Here is a 22852-nt window from a genome sequence, read left to right on the forward strand (position 1 = left end):
AGATGACGAATCAACCATCCCGGCTGACGAGTCGCCGCTTCCGGCCCCCCTATTTCGAATCGCGCACCGCCGCGACCACCTTGATCTCCACCGCCAGACCGGGTCGCGCCAGCGCGGCGACGCCGAGTATGGTCCAGGCCGGGAACTCGGACCGTATGTACTTTTCCTTCACCGCGCGGAACCCGGCAAGGTCCGCGCCGATGTCGACGTGATACGAGACCATTTCGACCACGTCGGTAAAATCGAGGCCCAGATGGCCGAGCACCGCGGCGATGCGCCGGAACGCCACGTCGGCTTGCTCCGCAGCCGATTCGGGCACGGAACCGTCAGCGCGCAATCCGATCTGCCCGGCGATGAAAACCAGCCCATTGGCCGTGACCGCAGGCGAGTACTGGAACAGGTCGAAGATCCGGTTGGCGCCAAAGGCGGGATCGTCATCGGGAAGGCGCAGGCGCTCGATCTTGCTCATGGAAGTCCTTGTGCAACGCGGGCGTTGCTCGCTTATCGGGATTTGCAACTCTACTAGGGAACGCCGCGATGTCCACCTCCCCCGCCGACAACGTGATCACGCTGTATCGCGAACATGCCGACGCCTTCGAGAAACTGCGCGGCACGCAGCTGGCCGAACGCGCCTGGCTGGACGCGTTCCTGGATCTGCTGCCCGGCCCCGCTCCCCAGGTGCTGGACATAGGCTGCGGCAACGGCGTCCCCATCGCCCGCCATCTGATCGAACGCGGCTGCAGGCTGACCGGCGTGGATGCCTCGGACGCGATGCTGGCGAGGGCAAGAGCCTCGTTCCCAGGACACAGCTGGATTGAAGCGGACATGCGCAGCCTGCCGCCCTTGCGGCCCTTCCAGGGGCTGATCGCCTGGCACAGCTTCTTTCACCTGCGGCCTGAAGACCAGCGGCCCATGTTCCAGACCTTCGCACGCCTTGCCGCGCCGGGCGCGGCGCTGATGTACACCAGCGGGACACATCTGGGGGAAGCCATCGGCCGGTTCGAAGGCCAACCGCTCTATCACGGCAGCCTGGACAGCGCGGCGTACCGCGAATTGCTGCGCCAGGCCGGCTTCGAAGTGGTGCGCCACGTGGAAGGCGATACGACCTGCGGCGGCGCCAACATCTGGCTGGCGCGGCGGCATACATAAAACCTTTGAGTTACATCAAGGTTTGACCGGCCGACAACGCCGGCAAACGCCGCCCCTGCGCCATAATCAGAATGCCGCGGCCCCATTGGGGCTGCGCGGGGCCCACCCGGCCTCTTCGGTTTCCCTTACCTCGATCAGGCGGACCCGGCATTCATGCAAAGACTTATCCTCCCGCTCCCCGGCAACGAAGGATTCGCCAAGCGCCTTGCCGCCCTGTGCCAAGGTGAACTCGGCGCCGTCGAGACCCGCCGTTTTCCTGACGGCGAAAGCTACGTACGGCTGCATGGCGACCCGCGCGGACGCGCCGTCGACATCGTCTGCACGCTGGCCCGGCCGGATCCCAGCTTTCTCGGCCTGATCTTCGCGGCCGACACTGCGCGCGACCTGGGCGCCACAGAGGTCAACCTGATCGCGCCCTATCTGGCCTATATGCGCCAGGACAAACGCTTCCAGGACGGAGAAAGCGTGAGTTCGCTGTCGTTCGCGCGCCTGGTGTCGTCGACCTTCGACCGCCTGCTGACGGTCGATCCGCATCTGCACCGGCATCCGTCGCTGGCGGCGCTGTACACCATCCCGACCACCACGCTGCATGCCGCGCCGCGGCTGGCCAGCTGGATCGCCGGCAATGTGCAAGCGCCGCTGATCGTCGGCCCCGACGAGGAAAGCGAGCAATGGGCCGGCTCCATCGCCGCGCGCATTGGCGCGCCACACGTGGTGCTGCGCAAGACCCGTCACGGCGACCGCCAGGTCGACATCGAAGCGCCCGACCTCTCCGCCTGGCGCGACTGCACGCCGGTGCTGGTGGACGACATCGCCTCGTCCGGCCGCACCCTGGTGACGGCCGCCGGCAAGCTGGCGGGCATGCGGCCGCCGCAATGCGTGGTGGTGCATGCGCTCTTCGCCGAGGACGCCTGGTCCCAGGTATCCGCCTGTTTTGAACGCGTCGTTTCCACCGACGCGGTGCCCCATCCCAGCAACCGCATCGAACTCGCGCCCTTGCTGGCCAATGCACTTCTGCGCGACCTGCGCGATTGATCACCCGATTTGAAAGGAACCCGCGATGACGCTACGCGAGCATTGGCTATCTGGCCACGGCCCCATCCAGCACCGCGCTGAAACCGTCGAGCGCATCGATGCGCTGGTGCAACGCCTGGCGGCCAGCGGCCGCATCGCCAGCGCGGACGATGCCTACGCCATGCTGGCCGCGGCCGACCGCCTCAGTTGCGCCGCCATGAACGTGGTGGCGCACATGACCTACGCACGCCGCATCGACCTGAACGGCGCGCCGCTGGCCGCCGAAGACTTCAAGCCCAACCCCGAAGGCCATACGGGCGGTTCGCTGAACATGGCGCCCGCCTTCGTCGCCTACCTGCTGGCCAACGCGTTGAGCGGCAAGACCCGCGGCTGGCTGATGGGCCAGGGCCATTGCGTGGCCGCCATCGAAGCCGTCAACGCCCTGACCGGCGACGTGTCGCCTGCGCAGCGCGGCCGCTATGACCGCAGCGAAGCCGGGCTGGGACGCCTGATCACGGACTTCTATTCCTACGCCATCGACGCCCGGGGTTTGCCAGCCGTGCCGCTGGGCAGCCACGCCGGCCCCAACACGGCGGGCGCCGTGTCGGAAGGCGGCTACCTGGGCTTCGCCGGCCTGCAATACGTGCACATGCCGCTGCCGGGCGAAAACCTGGTGGCCTTTCTGAGCGACGGCGCGTTCGAAGAACAGCGCGGCTCCGACTGGGCCACGCGCTGGTGGCGCGCCGAGGATTGCGGCCAGGCCGTGCCGGTCATGATCCTCAATGGCCGCCGCATCGAGCAGCGCACGCAGATCGTGCAGGAAGGCGGCGCGCATTGGCTGGCCGAGGACCTGCGCCACAACGGCTTCGATCCGCTCATCGTCGACGGCCGCGATCCGGCGGCCATCGCCTGGGCCATCCTGGCGGCGGAAGACGCGCTGGCCGCAAGCCTCGCGGCGCCAGGCTTCCAGTACCCCGCCCGGCTACCCTACGTCATCGCCGAAACCGAAAAGGGATTCGGCTTTCCCGGCGCCGGCACCAACGCCGCGCACAACCTGCCGCTGGGCGGCAACCCTCATACTGACAGCGCGGCCCGCGACGCTTTCAACGCCAGCGCGGCCCGGTTGTTCGTCCCGGGGCCGGAACTGGACGCGGCGCTGGCGGCGCTGGCCAATCACGGAGCGCAGCAACGCCCGCTGGAAAGCGGACACCCCATGGCGCACCGGCATCCCGATGCGCCTGCCCTGCCCGAACCCGCCTGGGAAACCGCAGGCGCCCAAGGCAGCGCCATGGCGGCGCTGGACCGCTGGTTCGTCGAACTGGTGCGGGCCAATCCGCGCCTGCGCGTGCGCATCGGCAATCCGGATGAACTGGCCAGCAACAAGATGGGCGGCACGCTGGCCTTGCTGAAGCACCGCGTCGACCATCCGGAGGCCGGCGTGGCCGAAGACCAGCACGGCGCCGTCATCACCGCCCTGAACGAGGAAGCGGTGGCCGCCGCCGCGCTGGCGAACAAGGGCGGCCTGAACCTCATCGTCAGCTACGAGGCCTTCGCGGTGAAGATGCTGGGCCTGCTGCGCCAGGAAATCATCTTCGCGCGCCGCCAGAAGGAACTGGGACAATCCCCGGGCTGGCTGTCAGTGCCGCTGGTGGTCACCTCCCATACGTGGGAGAACGCCAAGAACGAGCAATCGCACCAGGATCCCACCATAGGCGAAGCCCTGCTGGGTGAAATGTCCGATACCTCCCGCGTGCTCTTTCCGGTGGACGGCAACAGCGCCGCGGCGGCGCTGCGCGCGGTCTACGCGCAGCGCGCGCAGGTGGCCTGCATGGTCGTGTCCAAGCGCGAGGGCACGCAGCGCTTCGACGCCCAGGCCGCGCAGACGCTGATCGAACAGGGCGCCGCGCACGTCGCCGGCGACCCGAAGACCAGCGTGCTGCAGTTCGTCGCCATCGGCGCGTACCAGCTCGAAGAGGCGTTGAAAGCCCGCGCCCATCTGGCGCGGCAGGGACACGAATCCTGCGTATCCGTGGTGCTGGAACCTGGCCGACTGCGCACACCGCGCGACGAGCTCGAATCCGCTTTTGTCCTGTCCGACGAAGCCGTCCACGCGCTTTTCCCGCCCGGCCTGCCGCGCGTGCTGCTGTGCCATACGCGCCCCGAACCCATGCTGGGCGTGCTGCGCCGGCTGGACGGCGGCCCGGCCCGCACCCGGGCGCTGGGCTACATCAGCCGCGGCGGCACGCTGGACGTGGCCGGCATGCTGTACGCCAACCGCTGCACCTGGGCGCATGCAGTAGATGCGGCCGCTGCCGTCGCGGGCTGGCGCCGCGTAGACGTGCTGGACGCGCCGCGCCTGCAAGCCCTGGACGGCAAGGGCAATCCCGCCGACCTCGCCTGATCATTCTGATGCTGCACAAGGAAACCATGCTCACACTGACCTGCCTGGGTGGAGCCGGCACCGTTACCGGCTCCAAGCACCTCCTGAGCCACGCCGACACGCACCTGCTGATCGACTGCGGCCTGTTCCAGGGCCTGAAGAACCTGCGCGAACTCAATTGGCAGCGACTGCCGCTGTCGCCCGCCGACATCGATGCGGTGGTGCTTACGCACGCGCATCTGGATCATTGCGGCTATCTGCCGCGGCTGGTGGCCGAAGGCTTCAAAGGCAAGATCCACGCCACGCCCGCAACCCGCGACGTCGCCGAGCTGATCCTGCTGGACAGCGCCAATCTGCAGGAAAAGGACGCCGACTTCGCCAACCGCAAGGGCTTTTCCAAGCACAAACCCGCGCTGCCGCTCTATCGCGTGGTCGACGCCGAACGCGCGCTGACGCATTTTTCCGATGTAGCGCTGCACCAGGAAACCGCCTTGCCCGGCGGCGCGAAGCTGACCTTGCGCCGCGCCGGCCACATCCTGGGCGCAACGACCGCGCAGATCGATATCGGCGGCATGCGCGTGGTGTTCTCGGGCGACCTGGGCCGCTACAACGATCCGGTGATGCACGATCCCGAGCCCGTGCCACGGGCCGACTACATCGTCATCGAGTCCACCTACGGCAATCGGCGTCACGACCCGGCCGATCCCGTCGAAGCCCTGGGCGCCGTGATCGAACGCACGGTGCAGCGCGGCGGCACGGTCGTCATTCCAGCGTTCGCCGTCGGGCGGGCGCAGACCCTGATCCATGCGCTGTGGAAGCTGCGCCAGGCCGGCCGGCTGCAGAACATCCCGGTCTACCTGGACAGCCCCATGGCCACCAGCGCCACCGAACTGCTGGACCGCCATGCCGGCGAGCACAAGCTCTCCCCGCGCGAATACGAGGCCGCCTGCTCGGCCGTGACCTATGTGCGCGACGTCGAAGAATCCAAGGCGCTGTCGGCCAACCGCTATCCCAAGGTCATCATCTCGGCCAGCGGCATGGCCACCGGCGGCCGGGTGCTGCACCATATCGCCGCCTTCGGCAGCGACCATCGCAATATCCTGCTTTTCTCCGGCTTCCAGGCCGCCGGCACGCGCGGCCGCAAGCTGCTCAATGGCGCGACTGAAACCAAGATCTACGGCCAGTGGACGCCCATCAATGCCGAGATCGCCGAACTGCCCATGCTGTCGGCGCATGCCGACAGCGACGAACTGATGCGCTGGCTGTCCGGCTTCCAGGAAGCGCCGCGCCGGGTCTTCATCGTCCATGGCGAACCCGAGGCCTCCGAAGCGCTGCGCGAACGCATCGAGCGCGAACTCAGCTGGCATGTCACCGTCCCGCTGCAGGACCAGAGGTACGAGCTGTGAGCAGCGTGCCGGAACTGAAGCCGCCCGCGCTGCGCGCCACGCGCATGCGCCTGCACGCGCAGCATCAGCCGATAGCGCTGATGCGCGCGGACTGCCACGTCTGCCGTTCCGAAGGTTTGGCGTCGCGTTCGCAAGTGCTGATCACCTCGAACGGCCACGAAGTACAGGCCCAGCTCTACCAGATCGACAGCGACCTGCTCGCGCTCGACGAGGTGGCGCTGTCCGAGGAAGCCTGGGACGCGCTGGACATACGCGACGGCGACAGCGTGCAGGTCCGCCACCCGCCGGTGCTGGAGTCCCTGGCCGGCGTGCGCCAGCGCATCTATGGCCGCCGCCTGGGCGAAGAGGATCTTGCCGCCATTGTCCGCGACGTGGTGCGCGGCCGTTACACCGACGTGCACCTGTCGGCCTTTCTCACCGCCACGGCCACGCTGCCGCTGAGCGTCGACGAGACCATCTTCCTGACCAAAGCCATGGTCGAAGTCGGCGACCGCCTGAGCTGGCAGGCGCCGATCGTGGTGGACAAGCATTGCGTGGGAGGCCTGCCCGGCAACCGCACCACCCCGCTGGTGGTCGCCATCGCCGCGGCCAACGGCTTGGTCATGCCCAAGACCTCGTCGCGCGCGATCACTTCGCCGGCGGGCACGGCCGACACCATGGAAATGCTGGCGCCGGTGGACCTGGGCATCGAGCAGCTGCAACGGGTGGTCCAGGCCGAGGGCGGCTGCATCGCCTGGGGCGGCGCCATGCACCTGAGCCCGGCCGACGACATCTTCGTGCGGGTGGAACGCGAACTGGACATCGACACCGAGGGCCAGCTGATCGCCTCGGTGCTATCCAAGAAGATCGCCGCCGGGGCGACGCATGTGGTGATCGACATCCCCGTCGGGCCCACCGCCAAGGTCCGCAGCCGCGAGGCTGCGGAACGCCTTGCCGGCCACCTGATAGAAACCGCCGCGCATTTCGGCCTGACCCTGCGCTGCCTGTATACCGACGGCAGCCAGCCCGTCGGCCGCGGCATCGGCCCCGCGCTGGAAGCCCGCGACGTGCTGGCCGTGCTGCGCAACGACGCCGATCAGCCGCAGGACCTGCGCGAACGCGCCGCTCTGGTTGCGGGCGCCGTGCTCGAAATCGGCGGCGCGGCGCCGCCCGGGCAAGGCATTGCGCTGGCGCTGCGGACCCTGGACAGCGGCCAGGCCTGGGAGAAGTTCGCCCGCATCTGCGCCGCCCAGGGCGGCCTGCGCGAACCGCCGCAGGCCGCGCACGTCGAACCTCTGGTCGCGTTGCAAGCCGGCCGCGTGACCCATATCGACAACCGCAAGCTGTCGCGCCTGGCCAAGCTGGCCGGCGCGCCGGAACGGCCTGCAGCCGGCGTGTCGCTGCACGCGCGGTTGGGCGATGAAGTCGCGCGCGGGCAGCCCTGGCTCTATCTCCATGCGCAGACCCGCAGCGAAATGGCCTATGCGCTGGAGTATGCGCGGCACGCCGGGGATATCGTGACCATCGAAGCCTGAAGCGGGCGGCAGCGCCGCCCGCCATTCAGCCGCCCGCCTAGAACTCCATCGAGGCAGACAGCATGAAGGTGCGCGGCGCGCCCAGCGCCAGGCTCGACAACTGCGGCATGCCCCAATAGGCCTTGTTCGTCAGATTGTTGATGGCGGCTCGCAGCACGATCGGGCGCTCAGCCACCTTGGTGGCGTAGCGCGCGCCTACGTCGTAGGTGGTGCGTCCCGCCACCGATAGCGAATTGTCGGCGCTGATGTACTGTTTGGACACGGCGGTTGCATTGGCCGTCAACGTCAGTCCCTGCACCGCCGGCACATCCCATTCCACGCCCAGCTTGCCCTGGAGCTTGGGAACACCGGTCGCCTGCTTGCCCTCGTTGGCGGCGATGGCGGTCTTCGTGACCTTGGGGTCGATGTACGCCACACCGCCCATCAGGCGCACACCACGCATCGGTTCGCCGAAAAAGCCCCACTCCACGCCCTGGTTGCGCTGTTCGCCGCCGAACGAGAAGACGTTGGTGACGGGGTCCGTATAGCTGCTGGGCCGCTTTATCTCGAACAGGCTCACGGTATGGGTGAAATCCCCCAGATCGACCTTGACGCCGACTTCCGTCTGCTTGGTCTTGTAAGGCGGGAACACCTGTCCCGCGTTGGCGGCGGTGACCGGCGCGGTCTGGCCCTTGCTCAAGCCTTCGATGTAATTGGCGTACACCGAAACGTTGTCGGTCGCCCTGATCAGCAGCGCGGCGGCGGGCGTCGTGGCGCTGGCGTCATAGCGGCTGGTCCGCGCCCCGGTCGTGACGCTGTAGCTGTCGGTGCGCACTTCCTGCCGCCGCGCGCCCAGCGTCAGCTGCACCCGGTCCTCTGCGAAGGACAAGGTATCCGCCAGGCCGTAGCTCACCAGGCGCGTCTTGCTGTGCAGGATCGGCGGCCAACTGGTATCGGGGGCCGGCCCCCACACAGGGTGGTAGATGTTGGTGACCCAGTCCGCCCCCGGCACTGTTCTGCGGCCGTAGTCCCGCTGGTTGTCCGAGTAGTACGTGGCATTCAACACCCACTGGTGCTTGATGCCGCCGGTCTGCAATTTGCCGCGCAAACCGGCTTCTCCGGACGTCTTTTTCACGTTCATGTTCAATTGGCCCATCGAGGTGCGATAGTCCCCCGCCTCATTGAACACCTGCGCCACCATGGCGCCGTTGTAGGTGTATTCGGACCGGCTGGTACCGATGGCGGCGTAGGCCATCAGGTTATCGCTGACATCGAATTCGCCGCGGATCATGGCTGCCTTGTCCTGGTTCTTCACATAGGCCCAGTCCGGATTCAACAGGGTTTCAGGCTTGGGCGGCTTGGGCACGCCTATGCCAGGCGCCAGATTGATCCCTCGGGTCACGCCGTCCACACGCTCATCGCTGTCATACATGTCGATGGAAACGCGCGCGCGTTCGCCGCGCCAATCCAGGCCCAGCGCGGCCAGCTGCGCCTTTTTCTTCTGGTTGTCGACCGGGCCGTCGCCGTCCCTATACACACCATTGAAGCGCAGGCCGAACTGCTGGTTCTCGCCGAAGCGCCGTCCCAGGTCTATGTGCCCGCCGAACTGCGAGTCCGACATGTAGGTCGCCGTCAGGCGCGTCAGGGGCTCAGCGCCCGCGCGCTTGGGCACCAGGTTGACGGTACCGCCGACGGAACCGCCTGGCGGCATGCCGTTGAGCAAGGCGGACGGACCTTTCAGGACTTCGATGCGCTCGAACATTTCCGGCGTGGTCCGGTAGTACGGCGCCATGCCGAACAGTCCGCCAAACGAAATATCGGTAGTGCTGGAGCTGAAGCCGCGGATCGAGTAGTTTTCGCTCCAGGCGCCGGTCACGCCGTTGCTGAACACCGAAGGATCGGTCCGGGCGATTACGTCGGTGATGTCCTGCGCCTGCAAGTCCTCGATGTACTTTTCCGTGTAGCTGATGACGGAAAATGGCGTCTCCATCGAATCCTTGTCGCCTAGAAAGCCCACGCGGCCGCCGTAGGTCACCTGTCCGCCGGCATAGGGCGCGGCGGGCGCTTCGGCCTGGCCCGTGACAGTCACTGCCGGCAGTGTTTTCACTCCTGCCTCGGCCGCCTGCTGGGCCCACGCCGGCGATGCCGCGCCGACGCTCAGTCCGAGCAGCGCCGCGGCGAGATGGTTGAGGGAAAAGCCAGAATGCGCGTACCGCACCCGCGATGGCAGGCGTGCGGCGCGGCCGTTATGGCGACGTTTGCTCATGAAGTGCTCCGTTCGGTTGAGCTTGGGGCCGCCTGCAAAATAAGGCGACTGGGAATCATTTACATATGGACCGGCAATTTCCCCCGATCCCCGGACTGCATCAGTTCTGATAGGCCTTGAGAACGTCGTCGATCATGAGCGCCAGCGACTGTGCGCTGGCAGCCATGACGTACCAGGCTTGCGCATCGGCGAAGACCACGCGGCCGTTCTGCCAGGCGGCGGTCTGGCGCAAGAGCGGATTGCTCAAGCTCTCGGCGTTCAGCGTTGGCCGGCGCTCCATCACGGCAGTGCGATCCACCACGTAGATGATGTCGGGGTTGGCCTGCTGGATGAATTCGCTGGATATCGGCTGGCCATGCAGGCCGGCCTCCGCGTCGGGACTCGCAGGCTTCACGCCCAGGGCCCTGAAGATGAAGCCGTAGCGCGACTGGACGCCGAAGGAACTGAAGGCGCCGTTGTTGTGCAGCACGATGAGCGCTCTTTCGGGGCGGTCCTGGATGAGGCGCTTCGCCTCCTGAACCTTGGCGTCCAGCGCGGCGGCCTTGTCGCGTGCCAGGCTTTCCTTCTCGAAGATCCGTCCCAGCGTGATGAGGTGATCCTTGATGATCTCGATGTGATTGGCTTCGCTGTCGCGGTAGTCCACGTCGAAGTGGATCGTCGGCGCGATCTCGCTCAGCTCCTTGTAGTGGTTCGCCTGCAGCGAGGTGATCAGGATCAGGTCAGGCTTGGCCGTGTGCACCCGTTCCAGATTGGGCTGGACGATCGCGCCCGTGTCCTGCACATCCGCGGCGTTCTTGTACTTCTCCAGAAAGTGAGGCACGAAGTCCTTCGGCATGCCGGCGACCGGAACGCCCAGCTGATCCAGGAAATCCACCTCGTTCATGTCCAGCGCGACCACGCGCTGCGGCAGCTTGCCGATCACCGTGGTTCCCAGCTTGTGCTGCACAGAGACGGGTTGGTATGCCCCTTGCGCCGCGGGGCTGGTGGCGGCCGGCCGCGCCGCCTTGGACGATTCCGCCGCCTCCTGCCCGCAGCCCTGCATCACGGCCGTCGTGGCGGCCAGCAGGGCAAGCGCCCATGCCCTGCGCCCGTGCTTGAGGATCATTTCAGTTCTCCTGATGGATTGAAGTAGTTGCACAGGCGTCCGCGTGCGCCTTGCGTGATCTCGAAGTCCAGCCCATAAAGTTCCCGCAACCGGTCCTCGGTCACGACTTCGGGCACGCTGCCGGCGCAATGCACCGCCCCGGCCTTCATTGCAACGATGTGGTCGGAATAGCTGGCCGCAAAGTTGATGTCGTGCACCACCAGGATCACGGTGCGGCCGTGCTCGTCGCACAGGCGGCGCAACGCGCGCATGATCTGGACCGCATGCTTGATGTCGAGGTTGTTGAGCGGTTCATCCAGCAGCAGGCAGTCCGTCTGCTGGGCGATCGTCATGGCCAGGAACGCCATCTGGCGCTGCCCGCCGCTGAGTTCGTCGAGATAGGCCGCGCGTAGCGGTTCCAGCGAGAGGAACGCAATCGCCTCGTCGATCACGCGCTGGTCTTCCTGCGTCAACGCGCCGCGGCTATATGGGAACCGCCCGAAGGCGACGAGATCCTCCACCGTCAGGCGCAGATTGAAATCGGGCGATTGACGCAACGTGGCCACGCGCTTGGCGTAATCGCCGATACGGATACCCGATGCCCTGGCGCCCTCGATCAGGATCTCGCCCTCGCTCGGTTCCAGCAGCCGCCCTGCCATCATCAGCAAGGTGGTCTTGCCCGCGCCGTTGGGGCCGATGAGCGAGGTCATCCGCCCGGCGGGGAACTGCAAGCAGACATCGCGCAGCACCGTCTTCGGGCCATAGCTCTTCGAGAGATTCTTGATCGTGATCATGCGGTGCCTCGCGAGCGCGCCATCAGCGCCAGGAACCAGGCGCCGCAAACCAGGTTGACCAGGATGCCGACGCTGGTCCGGTAGTTGAAGAGATGTTCGACCGCAAGCTGCGCCAGGATGAAAATGCCGACCGCGATAGCGCAACCGGCCGACAGCGTGGCGCGGTGCCGGCGCGTGCGCGTCAGGGCATAGGCGGTGTTGGCGACGAAGATGCCCATAAAGGCGGTGGGTCCCAGCAGACTGGTCGACACCGCGACCAGCACCGCAATCAGCGCCAGATGCAGCCGCAAGACGCGCTGATAATCCACGCCCAGGGAGATGGCCTGATCGCGTCCCAGCGAGATCACGTCCAGCGCCGGCAACGTCTTGACTCCAGCCAGGCACACGCCCGCGACGACGATCGCGGAAACCAGCAACTGGCCCGGCTCCGCCTTGTTGAAGGAAGCCTGGGTGAAGCCGAGCAGAATGGAGAATTCGCCAGGACTGGTCTTCAATTGCACGAACTGCGTGAAGGTGCCGATCACCATCGTCAGCACCAGCCCCACCAGCAGCAGGAAGTACACGTTCTGCCTGCCATCGCGGAACAGCCAGCGGTGGATGATCCACGAATAGCCCAGCATCAGCAGCACGGACAGGAAGAAGTTGCCGTTTGCGCCCAGCAGGACCAGGCTCTGCGCCCCCATGGCCAGGACCATCAGGGATTGCAGCAACAGGTAGACGGCTTCGTAGCCCATGATGGCCGGCGTCAGGATCCGGTTGCCGGTGATGGTCTGGAACACGATGGAAGACCACGCGATGCAGATCCCGCCGACGAGCATGGCCGCAAGCCGGGCAAGCCGCTTGGGAATGATGTAGTCGAAGTCCAGGTTGGAACGGAACAGCAGGAAAGCCAGGGCCAATGCGATGACCGTCACCCATGCCGCCTGCCGGGGAACCGCGCGCATCACCGGTGCCTCCAGAAGATCAGCATAAGGAACAGGATGCCGCCCACGCCGCCCGCGGTCAGGCCGATAGGCACTTCGAACGGATAGATCAGAAGGCGGCCCAGGATGTCGCAGGCCAGCAGCAGCGTCGCGCCTCCCAGCGCGACGACGGGCAAGGTGCGACCCAGGTTGTCGCCGTAGCGCAGCGCGACCAGATTGGGGATGACCAGCCCCACAAAGGGAATAGCCCCAACGGTAATGACCGTGGCGGACACGGTGACGGCCACCAGGATCAGCCCCAGCGCCACGGTGGCCCGATAGTTCAGGCCCAGGCTCGCCGCCATGCCTTCGCCCATGCCCAGGACGGTGAAGCGGTGCGCGTACAGATAGGTCAACACGACGATCGGCAGGATCAGGTAGATGATCTCGTAGTTGCCCTGCACGATCTTGGAAAAGTCGCCCAACATCCAGCCCTGCATGCTCTGCATGATGTTGTTGCGATACGCGTAGAACTCCGCCAGGGCGCTCAGCACGCCGCCATACATCAGGCCGATCACGGGCACGAGCACCGTATTCTTGAACTTGATGCGGCGGACGACTGCGACGAAGAGCAGGCTGGCCGCGAAGCAGAAGCCCAGCGCAAACAGCATCCGCGCCGCCGGCCCGGCGGCAGGCATCGACAGCATCGACACCAGGATGCCCAGCTTGGCGGCATCCAGTCCGCCCGACGTGGCGGGTTCGACGAACTTGTTGCGCACGATGTGCTGCAGGATTACGCCGCAGACGGCCAGCCCGACGCCCGTCAGCACCAGCGCCGCCAGGCGCGGCAGCCGGCTTGCGGTCAAGGTGAGCCAGGCATCGCCCGACAGCGAGTACAGCTGCGGCCAGGCGATCTGGCGCGCGCCCACCAGCAGCGACGCGCCGCAAAGTACGATGAACAGGCCGACCAGGCTGGCACGCATCAGGCGTGCGCCCCTGCAATGCGCCAGCCGCGGGCAGCCTTGCGCTGATCCAGGAACTGCGCGTACCGCCCCTGGCTCTCACGCAAAGCTGCGGGCGTGCCTTGCTCGGCGATCCGTCCGTCCTCGATCACCACGATCTGGTCGGCCATCGCCACGGTGGAAAGCTGGTGCGCGATCACCACCAGCGTGCGCTTCCCGCGCAGCCGCGCCAGCGTCCCGGTGATGATGGCCTGGTTCTCCGCGTCCAGCGCCGCGGTCGCCTCGTCCACCAGCATGATGGGCGCAGGGTTGAGCAGCGCGCGGGCGACGGCGATGCGTTGGCGTTCGCCGCCGGACAGCCGCGCGCCGCCCTCGCCTACCGGCGTGTCCAGCCCTTGCGGCAGGCGCGCGGCGATGCCGTCCACGCCGGCCTGTTTGGCGACATCCATCAACTCGGCATCGCTGCAGCCCGGCCTGCCGGCGCGGATGTTTTCGGCGATGGATCCCGTGAACAGATAGTTGTCCTGGAAGACCTGGCTGATCTGGCCGGCCAGCCTCAAGCTGGAAATCTGCCGCACGTCCACGCCACCGACCAGCACGCCGCCCTGGTTCACGTCGAAGAAACGCGCAATCAGCCGCGCCAGCGTGGTCTTGCCGGAGCCGGACGCGCCAACCAGGGCAACCATGCTGCCCGGTTCGATACGCAGATTCACACCTTGCAGCACCTCGGGCGCGTGATCCGCGTAGCGGAAATGCACATTGCGCAACTCGATCGAAGCATCGCGCGGTTCCTGTGGCGCATCGGACTCCGGCAGCGGCGGGACGGCATACAGCGCTTCGATGGCGTCGAGTTGCCCACGCGCGCCGCGCAGCACCTCCCCATAGCCGACCACCTCCAGCAACGCATCGATATAGCGGACCGCAAGCATCAGCGCGACGATCGCGGCCACGATCTGTCCGGTTGCCAGCGGGTTGCCCAGGATGCCGTCGAGCCACCAGGCTGAGGCGGCCAGCAGGACGGCAAAGACGGCCTGCACGGCCCAGACGTTGAGAACGGCCGCCCCGGCCGACAGCCAGATCACCCGCGCCCCGGACGCGCGCTGTTGTTCCACTGCCTGTTCGAGCAGTCGCGTGCCTCCGCCAGCTCCGTTGAACGCGCGCAGCACCGACTGGGCCTGCGCGAATTCGACCATGCGCTGGCTGGCATCGGCAAAGCGCTGCTGGAAAGCCTCATCCGCGCGCCGCGCCAGTCTTGCCGTGAGCGCCAGCAAGCCTGCCAGCAACGGCAGCGCCGCCAATGCGATCAGGCCCAACAGCCAGTGCTGCGCAAACAGTGCGACGACGAGCACCGCTGGCGTCACCACGCCGGCGATGACGGGCGTGAAGACATGCGCGGGGAGCTGGGCCACAGACATCATGCCTTGCGTGACGACGTGCCCGAGACGAGCCGTATTCTGCGGCGTGAACCAACCCATGGGCAGGCTGGCCACATGGTCGCCGAGGCGATGGCGGGCGTCTTGCAGGATGGCGACGCCCACGCGCACGCCGGCCCGCTCCACATGGCGCCGCAGGCCCCAGCAGACCGCTACCCCGGCCAGCAGCGCGGCCAGCCACGGGGCGGCAGCCTTCACGTCCGCTTCAAGCAGATGCGTGAGCAGCGGCGCCAGCGCGGTAATAGTCAGCCCGCAAAGCACTCCGTAGGCCACGGCCATCCAGCCGTAGCGGCGCAGGACAGGCGCGTCCTGGCCCAGCAACAGCATGAAGGTCTTCAGCATGCGGCCACCTCTTTGTCATCGGAGTTTTCGTAGCCGCCCTGCGCCCACAGCCGGGCATAACTGCCGCCTTGCGCCAGCAACTGCTCATGCCGGCCTTGTTCGACGACGGCGCCGTCCTCGACGACCAGAATGCGGTCGGCGTGCATCACCGTATCCAGCCGGTGCGCGATCACCATCACCGTGCGCCCCCGGGCGAAGCGCGACAACGCGCCCTGGACCGCCGCCTCGTTGCCGGCGTCGGCCGCCGCCGTGGCCTCGTCCAGCACCAGCACGGGAGGATCCAGCAGCACGGCGCGCGCAATGCTGGCGCGCTGGAGTTCGCCGCCGGAAAGCTGCGCGTCCTCGCCGATCACCGAATCGTAGCCGCGCGGCAGCGCCAGGATGCGCTCATGGATATTGGCGGTGCGGGCGGCGTCCTCGATCTCTTGCTGGGTCGCGGAGGGCCGGCCCAGCGCGATGTTGTCGCGCACGCTGGCATGGATCAGGCGCACTTCCTGCAATACGAAGCCCACGCGCCGGTAGAGCTGCGCGCTCGCGATCCGCCTGAGATCGGCGCCGCCCAGCGTGATGCGCCCTTCGTCGGGGTCGAAGAATCGCAGCAGCAGCCGCGCCAGCGTGGACTTGCCCGCGCCCGAGGGCCCGACGATGGCGGTGACCGTGCCGGGTTCCAGCGTGAAGCTGATGCCCGACAGCGTCCGGCGCTCCCCGCCATAGGAATAACCCACGCTCTCGAACCGGACTTCATGGCCCTCGGGGATTTGTTCCTGGCCGGGCGCCAGCGGTTCCAGCACCGGCGTCTCCAGCAGCGCCTGCACGCGCTGCGCGGCGCCCGCGGCGCTGCCCAGATCGTGCAGCAGCGTATGCAGCAACAGCACCGGCGCGCATATTCCCGGCGCCACCAGCGCGAACGGCAGCACATCCACCGGCGCCATCCAGTCCAGCCCGACGAACAAGGCGCCAAAACCCAGCACCACGCCCAGCACCGTGACCGGCGCGACCATTGCATGGGCATGCGCCATCGCCGCCACCAGCGGACGGGTAAAACTGGCAAACGCCTCGGCGAAGGCGTCGACGGCCTCGCGATAGCCGCGATGCGCCTTGCCTGCATCGCCGAATGCCTTGACCACGGGGATGCCGCCGACGAACTCGACCGTTGCGCCATTGAGGCGCCCAAGCCGCTCGACGAATTCCTGCATGTTCGCCCCGCCGGCCTTCATGGCCCGGCGCAGAAACAGGAAGAAGCCGGGGAACGGCAGCAACGCCGCCAACGCCATGCGCCAGTCCTGCGCGAACAGGTAGATGACCGAAATCGCAATAGCGCCCGCGGCGCGCCCCACCGCCGTGTAGAAATGCGCGGCCAGGCTGTGCAGCGTGCCGATGTCGTCCTGCATCGCCTGCTTGACCTCGCCCGACGCCCTGCCGGTGAACCAGCCCAGCGGCACCTGCGACAGCCGCTGCGCGGCGGCCAGGCGCAGTCGATGCGTAAGGCGGTTATCGGCCAGATGAGCCGTCAATTCGCCGGCCGAGATCAGCGCCATGCCGGCGAACATGCACGCCAGGCTGGCGACGACAGTCCACCAGATTCCTGGCCAGGCTTGAGCGGTCGCGGAAGGCTCGGCGCCAGCGAGGACGATACGGGCAATGTGCGCGATCCCCGCCAGCGGCACCAGGGTAAGCATGGTGCCCACCGCGGCCAGCGCTGCGGCGGCCATCAATTGCCCGCGTACGGGGGCCAGCACCAAGCCTAGCGGACCGGGTTTCCCAGGCTTGGCCGCGGCTGCTCCTGAACTGCTCATGAAATCGACTTACCCAGATGTTGGTGATAATTATTTGCATCACTATAAACTAAATTCTCTAATTAGTTTCATTGCAATAAACTAAATAAATCGGGCCGGGTTAAAGTGAAGGCTGAATGACGCCAAGGAACCAGGAACAGCCATGACACCGCCAGAGCGCCGACCAGCGCGGGGACGCCCTCCCACCATCACCCGGGAGCGGATTGCCGATGCCGGCATAGCGATGGGCCTGCCGAACATCACCTTCGTCGGGCTCGCGGCGGCACTGGGCGTCAGCCATATGGCGCTGTACAAGCACGTGCCCAGCCTGGAGGAACTCAAGCGCCTGGTCGCCGAGGAGATCTTCAAGCGCTGGCAGATACCGCAAGCCTGTAGCAACGACCGCGGCGAACTGAAGGAATACCTGACCACTTTCGCCGCGTCCGTGCGCGAGTTCGTCAAGGCGCACCCAGGCGTCACGCCCTACGTGATCCGCAGGCTGGCTGCGACGCCTTCCATGCTCGCCAAGATCGACGAACAACAGCGGCACATCGCCAAGGCCTACGGAATTTCCAGGGAACAGTCCCGCATCCTGCTGGCGACGGTGGCCTTTCACGGCATGGCGGTGGCCGACACGGTGTATTCGGTCGCCGGCCTGGAGCCGGTCGTGGAGGCGGAACGCGCGGCGGAAGAATCCGAGATGGAAGTGGAACTGGACCAAGGCATGCAGGCGCTGATCATCGGCCTGCTCGCCATGCTGGATAACGGCCCCCCGCGGTCCGACGCCGCCGCGCCCAAGAAGCGCGTCCCCGGACAGGAAAGAAAGCCGTCCAAGGGCTGAGGGCCGGCCGCGCGGCCCATTGCCGGAATGGCAATCCCGCTACGCAATCGGCCATTTCGGCAGCCTGGCCTTGCGGTACGGCAAGCTGCTCCAGTCCGGGCTGGCGGAACCGGGCGCGGCCACGTACAACACCGCCTTGGCCAAGGGCGCATACCTGGCGTGGAAGTGGTGCGCGGACTTCACCACGATCAGGCGCTGCGCCGTCAGGTCGCAGCCCAGCTGGGTAAAGAGGTCCGTGTGATAGGCCTGTGTACGCAGCGAGACCAGGACGACCAGGATGCCGTCCACGTCGACCAGCGCGCAGTCGCCCAAGGCGATGCGGGTGTTGGAGTTACCCGTCATGTACATGTCCGCATGCGTCGCCACGACCCGGCAGCGCGCGTCCACGGGGCTGCCGGACAACGGACCGACCTTGCCGCCGATACGCAGGTCCAGCTCCGCGCCGAGGCCAGCGTCGAACGCAATGCGCGCCGCAACCGGATCCCACAAGGGACCGATGGCGGCATTGCGTATGCCGCGCTCGCGCATCCTGGCCAGCAGATAAGTGGAGTCTCCGGCTGCGCCGCTGCCGGGATTGTCCGAACGGTCGGCCAATACGATCGGCCCGTCGCCATGGGCCAGCGCTTCATCCAGCGCCTGGTCCACGCTGCGGTAGGGCACCATGAGCTGTTCGCGCATGCCGATGAGTTCATCGGCCAGGCGGCGCGCCAGCGCTTGCGCGGCGCTAGCGTCGCCATCGGCGTAGACCAGCACCTTGGTGCCCATTTCCGGCACGTCGCCGGTGGCGAAGCCCTGCGCCGCCGAGATCGACAGGATGCCGTCGCGGCCTTCCAGCGCCTTGATACGGCTGACGAAGCCCTGCGCCGGTTCGCGCGTGGTGTGCATGGGCACGATCATGTCGCAGTCGATCAACGCCGCGACGGGTCGCGTGCGCCCGGCCTGCGCGTCCAGGCACAAGGCCAGCAGGTCCTCGGCGCGCTCCAGTACATCGGTGTGGGGATATTCCTTGAACAAGACCAGCACCGTGGCCTGCTCCACCATCAGCGGCGTGAGATGCGCGTGCGGATCCAGCTCCGCGCCCACCACCACGTCGGGGCCGACGATCTCGCGCACGCGGCGCAGGATGTCGCCCTCGCAGTCGTCGTAGCCGTCGGCCACCATGGCGCCGTGCAGGCCCAGCAACACCATGTCCACCGGCATCGCCGCGCGCAGGTCGGCCAGCAACTCGTCTCGCAAGGTTTCGTAGGCCGCGCGCGTGGTGGTGCCGCCCGGCTGGGCCGAAGCCACCAGCCCTTCGACCAGCGTCCAGCCTCCTGCGCTTGCGCCTTGGCGCGCAACCCATAGCGGTCCGGCGTAGAACGTCATATGGTCGGGATGCGTGCCGCCGGGAAGATACTCGCGCGACTTGAACGCTGCGAGGCCGGTAGGCAAAGGCGAGAACGTATTGGTTTCGGTGGCGAGGGCGCCGGTGAATATGCGCATGGGGCGACTCCAGGGCGCGGCGCGCCGCTAGCGGTTGAAAGGCGACGGCCTTGCGGCTTGCCCGCCGGCCAGGAACAGCTCCAGATTCTGAGCGCCGCCAGACCCGCCCACAAATTCCAAATCATGAACTGTCCATAACCTTTCATATGCGCGCGGAAAGGCTTTCGGCCGGCCTATCGTTTTCCCTTAAAAGCAGCCGATCTGCGCGCTTTTCGCCGCGATTTTCCCCGAAAAAGCGCACACCATAACCTTGGGTTATCCATGGGAACACGTTAGCTATTTGTGCCTCGCTGGTGTGCCGCCGATCATCCGCGATACGGAACGCAGTGCCTCTCTCATGTGGCGGCAGTGACGGACATCCGATCCATACAAGGGGAAAACTATGTCGTCGACCTGGACCGCCGCGCGCGCCGCGGCGCATGCAGCAGCCTGTCCGGAGGCCCGGCCATGAAGATCTTCAGCGCCGGCCTGGGCACGGAAACCAACACCTTCGCGCCCATGCCCACCAGCCTCGCCTCCTTCCAGGACCGCGACTACTATCCGGCGGGCACGCATCCGGACTCGGTGACCTTTGCAGGCGCGCCGCTGTACGTGGCACGGCAGCGCGGCCGCGAGGCCGGCTGGACGCTGGCCGAAGGCCTGGTCACGTCCGCGCAGCCGGGCGGCACGACCACCCGCGCCGCCTACGAGACGCTGCGCGACCAGATCCTGGCCGACCTGCGCGCGGCGATGCCGGTGGACATGGTGTTGCTGGGCCTGCACGGCGCCATGGTGGCCGACGGCTACGACGACTGCGAGGGCAACATCCTGCGCCACGTGCGCGAGATCGTCGGCCCCGATGTGGTGGTGGGCGCCGAACTGGATCCCCATGCGCACCTGAGTCCGTTGATGGTGGAACAGGCCACGGTGCTGGTCCTGTTCAAGGAATATCCCCACACCGACATCCGTGAACGCGCGGAAGACCTGCTGGCCTTGTGCCTGGACGCGCAGGCCGGCCGCACGCGACCCGTCGCGGCGTTGGTCGACTGCGACATGATCGTGCCCATGCACACCACGCGCGAACCGGCGCAGGGCTTCGTCAGCCGCATCAAGGCGCTGGAAGGCCGCGACGGCATCCTGTCGATCTCGGCGGCGCAAGGCTTCGCCACCGGCGACGTGCCGGAAATGGGCACCAAGGTGCTGGTCTACGCCGATGGCGACGCTAGCGCCGCGCAAGCGCTGGCGCGCCGCCTGGCCGATGAACTCATCGGCATGCGCGAGCAGCTCATGGTGCCCTACCGCAGCGTGGACCAGGCGCTGGACGAAGCGCTGGCCTTCGGCGACGGTCCGGTGGTGCTGGCCGACCGGCCCGACAATCCCGGCAGCGGCGCGCCCGGCGACGCCACGTTTGTCCTGAGCCGCATGCTGGAACGCGGCGTGACGAACGCGGCGCTGGGTCCCATGTGGGATCCGGTTTCGGCGCGCATTGCGTTCGACGCCGGTCCCGGCGCGGTGCTGGACCTGCGCATTGGCGGCAAGGTCGGTCCCTTGTCCGGCGACCCTCTGGACCTGCGCTGCACGGTCAAGGCCATCCAGGCCGACATGATCATGACGGGCCTGTCCGGCGCGCCGGCAGCGATGGGGGACTGCGCGCTGGTCGAGACCCAGGGCATCGAGATCGTGCTGACCTCACTGCGCAACCAGGCCATCAACATGGACCTGTTCACGCAGCTGGGCTGCGATCTTTCTTCCAGGAAGATCGTGGTGGTCAAGTCCGCGCAGCACTTCCATGCATCGTTCTCGAAAGTCGCGCGCCACATCATCTATGTCGGCGGCAAGGGCGTCGCCACTCCCGACTGGAAAACGCTCACGTACCGCAATATCCGGCTGCCCAAGTGGCCGCTCTAAGAACCTGCCGGCGCGCGGACGCCGGCGCCTCCACCAACAAGATGGGAGCCTAGCGCGATGAAAAAACGCCTGCTTTGCCTGTTCTCGACGGCCACCCTCGGCCTGGCCTTCACCCTTGGCGCCGCGCCGGCGCACGCGCAGCAGGCCAAGACCCTGCGCATCGTGCCGCACGCCGACCTGAAGGTGCTGGATCCGACCTTCACCACCGCCTACATCACGCGCAACTTCGGCTACATGGTGTACGACACGCTGTTCGCGATGGACTCGCACAGCAAGCCGCAGCCGCAGATGGTGGAAAAGTATTCGGCCAGCGACGACAAGAAGACCTGGACCTTCACGCTGCTGCCTGGCCTGAAGTTCAGCGACGGCCAGGCGCTGACCACCGCCGACGTGATCGCGTCGCTGCAGCGCTGGTCCGCGCGCGACAACATCGGCCAGGCCATCACGCGCGCCGGCGGCAAGTGGGAAGCCGTGGACGCCAACACCTTCAAGCTGACGCTGGACCAGCCGTTTGACCTGGTGCTCGAAGGCCTCGCGAAGGTGTCCAGCTATCCCGCGTTCATCCTGCCCCAGCGCCTGGCCTCGCAGCCGGCCGACCGCCCGCTGACCGAGGTCGTAGGTTCCGGCCCTTACCTCTTCAAGCGCGCCGAATGGGTGCCTGGCAGCAAGATCGTGTTCGAGCAGAATCCGAACTACGTCGGCCCCAAGGCCCAGGCCGACGGCCTGGCCGGCAACAAGACCCCGCACATCCCGCGCGTGGAATGGCGCGTGCTGCCCGATTCCAACAGCGCCACGGCCGCGCTGACCAACGGCGAAGTCGACATGATCGAACAGGCGCCGGCGGACTACATCGACGCCTTGCGCGGCAACAAGAACGTCAAGATCGGCGTGATGGAGCGCGCCCAGGGCTACATCATCCTGAACCAGTCCATGCCGCCGTTCAACAACGAGAAGGCGCGCCAGGCCGTGGCCCACCTGGTGGACCAGGACAAGTTCACCGCCGCCATGGGCTACCCGGACGACCTGCGCATGAAGTACTGCGCCACGGTCTTCATCTGCGGCGGCCCCAACGACACCACTGCCGGCGCGGCGCCCTACGCCAAGCCCGATCCCGCCCTGGCCAAGAAGCTGCTGGCCGAAGCCGGATACAAGGGCGAGAAGGTCGCGATCCTGCTGCCCACCGACCTGGCCTACCTGAACTCCGCCACGCTGGTCGCCATCCAGGCGCTGCAGGACATCGGCGTCAACCTCGACATCCAGTCCATGGACTGGGCCACGCTGACCGCGCGCCGGGCCCGCAAGGAACCCATCGACAAGGGCGGCTGGAACATCTTCCTGTCGGCCGCTTCCGAGTTCAACGTCGACTCGCCCATCAGCAACACCTACCTGGGCGCGGTGTGCGGCAACAGCCTGCCGGGCTGGCCCTGCGACAAGAAGCTGGACGAACTGCGCGCCCAGTGGATCGCGGCCACCAGCTCGGACGAGCGCAAGCGCGTGCTGGACCAGTTCCAGGAGCGCGCCTATGAAGCTTTCCCCGCAATCTCGGTGGGCCAGTATTCGCGGGCATTCGCCTCGCACAACAGCCTGAAGAATGCGGAAAAGATCTGGAGCCTGCCGAACCTGTGGGTGCTGGACAAGTAAT

17 protein-coding genes are annotated in these 22852 nt (G+C 66.9%); 8 read left to right on the forward strand and 9 right to left on the reverse strand.

The window, feature by feature from the left end; genetic code table 11:
* Positions 1–49: 49 nt before the first annotated feature.
* Positions 50–469, reverse strand: coding sequence for a RidA family protein (locus IB258_RS13660; protein WP_192352711.1), 420 nt, complete (start codon positions 467–469; stop codon positions 50–52).
* Positions 470–537: 68 nt separating this feature from the next.
* On the opposite strand from IB258_RS13660, the gene IB258_RS13665 reads away from it, so the two are divergent.
* The 5 genes from IB258_RS13665 to IB258_RS13685 all read left to right on the forward strand — a co-directional run bounded on the left by IB258_RS13665 (position 538) and on the right by IB258_RS13685 (position 7463).
* Complete coding sequence (locus IB258_RS13665) at positions 538–1149, forward strand: class I SAM-dependent methyltransferase (protein ID WP_192352712.1); 612 nt, start codon at positions 538–540, stop codon at positions 1147–1149.
* 153 nt (positions 1150–1302) lie between these two features.
* On the forward strand, positions 1303–2184 hold the full coding sequence (locus IB258_RS13670; RefSeq protein WP_054451796.1) for a ribose-phosphate pyrophosphokinase: 882 nt from the start codon (positions 1303–1305) through the stop codon (positions 2182–2184).
* A 25-nt stretch (positions 2185–2209) separates the two neighbouring features.
* Complete coding sequence (locus IB258_RS13675; RefSeq protein ID WP_192352713.1) at positions 2210–4564, forward strand: xylulose 5-phosphate 3-epimerase; 2355 nt, start codon at positions 2210–2212, stop codon at positions 4562–4564.
* Between the two features lie 26 nt (positions 4565–4590).
* A complete protein-coding gene (locus tag IB258_RS13680; protein ID WP_192352714.1) occupies positions 4591–5949 on the forward strand; it encodes an MBL fold metallo-hydrolase RNA specificity domain-containing protein in 1359 nt (452 codons plus the stop codon).
* Complete coding sequence (locus IB258_RS13685; RefSeq protein WP_054451799.1) at positions 5946–7463, forward strand: thymidine phosphorylase family protein; 1518 nt, start codon at positions 5946–5948, stop codon at positions 7461–7463. Before IB258_RS13680 ends, IB258_RS13685 begins: the two co-directional genes overlap by 4 nt.
* Positions 7464–7500: 37 nt before the next feature.
* On the opposite strand, the gene IB258_RS13690 is transcribed toward IB258_RS13685, so the two are convergent.
* The 7 genes from IB258_RS13690 to IB258_RS13720 all read right to left on the reverse strand — a co-directional run bounded on the left by IB258_RS13690 (position 7501) and on the right by IB258_RS13720 (position 17021).
* Positions 7501–9708 (reverse strand): TonB-dependent siderophore receptor, encoded by a 2208-nt coding sequence (locus IB258_RS13690; RefSeq protein WP_192352715.1) that lies wholly within the window; start codon positions 9706–9708, stop codon positions 7501–7503.
* A gap of 100 nt (positions 9709–9808) precedes the next feature.
* A complete protein-coding gene (locus tag IB258_RS13695) occupies positions 9809–10813 on the reverse strand; it encodes a siderophore ABC transporter substrate-binding protein (RefSeq protein ID WP_192352716.1) in 1005 nt (334 codons plus the stop codon).
* A complete protein-coding gene (locus IB258_RS13700; protein WP_192352717.1) occupies positions 10810–11586 on the reverse strand; it encodes an ABC transporter ATP-binding protein in 777 nt (258 codons plus the stop codon). The genes IB258_RS13695 and IB258_RS13700 overlap by 4 nt, the downstream gene beginning before the upstream one ends.
* Entirely contained in the window at positions 11583–12530 is a 948-nt protein-coding gene (locus IB258_RS13705; RefSeq protein WP_192352718.1) for an iron chelate uptake ABC transporter family permease subunit, read from the reverse strand. The genes IB258_RS13700 and IB258_RS13705 overlap by 4 nt, the downstream gene beginning before the upstream one ends.
* Entirely contained in the window at positions 12530–13471 is a 942-nt protein-coding gene (locus tag IB258_RS13710; protein ID WP_192352719.1) for an ABC transporter permease, read from the reverse strand. The genes IB258_RS13705 and IB258_RS13710 overlap by 1 nt, the downstream gene beginning before the upstream one ends.
* Positions 13471–15225, reverse strand: a complete 1755-nt coding sequence (locus tag IB258_RS13715) for an ABC transporter ATP-binding protein (RefSeq protein WP_192352720.1) — start codon at positions 15223–15225, stop codon at positions 13471–13473. The genes IB258_RS13710 and IB258_RS13715 overlap by 1 nt, the downstream gene beginning before the upstream one ends.
* Positions 15219–17021 (reverse strand): ABC transporter ATP-binding protein, encoded by a 1803-nt coding sequence (locus IB258_RS13720; RefSeq protein WP_192352721.1) that lies wholly within the window; start codon positions 17019–17021, stop codon positions 15219–15221. The genes IB258_RS13715 and IB258_RS13720 overlap by 7 nt, the downstream gene beginning before the upstream one ends.
* Positions 17022–17163: 142 nt before the next feature.
* Here IB258_RS13720 and IB258_RS13725 point away from each other — a divergent pair, with 142 nt between their 5' ends.
* On the forward strand, positions 17164–17841 hold the full coding sequence (locus IB258_RS13725; RefSeq protein ID WP_119451901.1) for a TetR/AcrR family transcriptional regulator: 678 nt from the start codon (positions 17164–17166) through the stop codon (positions 17839–17841).
* Between the two features lie 39 nt (positions 17842–17880).
* Here the strand turns inward: IB258_RS13725 and IB258_RS13730 are convergent, their stop codons facing one another.
* Positions 17881–19323 (reverse strand): M81 family metallopeptidase, encoded by a 1443-nt coding sequence (locus tag IB258_RS13730; protein WP_192352722.1) that lies wholly within the window; start codon positions 19321–19323, stop codon positions 17881–17883.
* 447 nt (positions 19324–19770) lie between these two features.
* Between IB258_RS13730 and IB258_RS13735 the strand changes: the two genes are divergently transcribed.
* Both IB258_RS13735 and IB258_RS13740 read left to right on the forward strand, forming a co-directional pair.
* On the forward strand, positions 19771–21210 hold the full coding sequence (locus IB258_RS13735) for a M81 family metallopeptidase (RefSeq protein ID WP_192352863.1): 1440 nt from the start codon (positions 19771–19773) through the stop codon (positions 21208–21210).
* Between the two features lie 57 nt (positions 21211–21267).
* Positions 21268–22851 (forward strand): ABC transporter substrate-binding protein, encoded by a 1584-nt coding sequence (locus IB258_RS13740; protein ID WP_175212543.1) that lies wholly within the window; start codon positions 21268–21270, stop codon positions 22849–22851.
* Position 22852: the final 1 nt, after the last annotated feature.

Origin of the sequence: Achromobacter sp. ACM02, assembly GCF_014851605.1 — a bacterium.
GTDB lineage: Bacteria > Pseudomonadota > Gammaproteobacteria > Burkholderiales > Burkholderiaceae_B > Achromobacter > Achromobacter aegrifaciens.

Excerpts from the sequence above, each read along its gene's own strand:
- IB258_RS13710 (WP_192352719.1), bottom strand. The coding sequence starts at position 13,471 with ATGCGTGCCAGCCTGGTCGGCCTGTTCATCGTACTTTGCGGCGCGTCG.
- IB258_RS13730 (WP_192352722.1), bottom strand. The coding sequence starts at position 19,323 with ATGCGCATATTCACCGGCGCCCTCGCCACCGAAACCAATACGTTCTCG.
- IB258_RS13725 (WP_119451901.1), top strand. The coding sequence starts at position 17,164 with ATGACACCGCCAGAGCGCCGACCAGCGCGGGGACGCCCTCCCACCATC.
- IB258_RS13700 (WP_192352717.1), bottom strand. The coding sequence starts at position 11,586 with ATGATCACGATCAAGAATCTCTCGAAGAGCTATGGCCCGAAGACGGTG.
- IB258_RS13720 (WP_192352721.1), bottom strand. The coding sequence starts at position 17,021 with ATGAGCAGTTCAGGAGCAGCCGCGGCCAAGCCTGGGAAACCCGGTCCG.
- IB258_RS13705 (WP_192352718.1), bottom strand. The coding sequence starts at position 12,530 with ATGCGCGCGGTTCCCCGGCAGGCGGCATGGGTGACGGTCATCGCATTG.
- IB258_RS13680 (WP_192352714.1), top strand. The coding sequence starts at position 4,591 with ATGCTCACACTGACCTGCCTGGGTGGAGCCGGCACCGTTACCGGCTCC.
- IB258_RS13715 (WP_192352720.1), bottom strand. The coding sequence starts at position 15,225 with ATGCTGAAGACCTTCATGCTGTTGCTGGGCCAGGACGCGCCTGTCCTG.
- IB258_RS13740 (WP_175212543.1), top strand. The coding sequence starts at position 21,268 with ATGAAAAAACGCCTGCTTTGCCTGTTCTCGACGGCCACCCTCGGCCTG.
- IB258_RS13695 (WP_192352716.1), bottom strand. The coding sequence starts at position 10,813 with ATGATCCTCAAGCACGGGCGCAGGGCATGGGCGCTTGCCCTGCTGGCC.
- IB258_RS13660 (WP_192352711.1), bottom strand. The coding sequence starts at position 469 with ATGAGCAAGATCGAGCGCCTGCGCCTTCCCGATGACGATCCCGCCTTT.
- IB258_RS13665 (WP_192352712.1), top strand. The coding sequence starts at position 538 with ATGTCCACCTCCCCCGCCGACAACGTGATCACGCTGTATCGCGAACAT.
- IB258_RS13690 (WP_192352715.1), bottom strand. The coding sequence starts at position 9,708 with ATGAGCAAACGTCGCCATAACGGCCGCGCCGCACGCCTGCCATCGCGG.
- IB258_RS13675 (WP_192352713.1), top strand. The coding sequence starts at position 2,210 with ATGACGCTACGCGAGCATTGGCTATCTGGCCACGGCCCCATCCAGCAC.
- IB258_RS13670 (WP_054451796.1), top strand. The coding sequence starts at position 1,303 with ATGCAAAGACTTATCCTCCCGCTCCCCGGCAACGAAGGATTCGCCAAG.
- IB258_RS13735 (WP_192352863.1), top strand. The coding sequence starts at position 19,771 with ATGAAGATCTTCAGCGCCGGCCTGGGCACGGAAACCAACACCTTCGCG.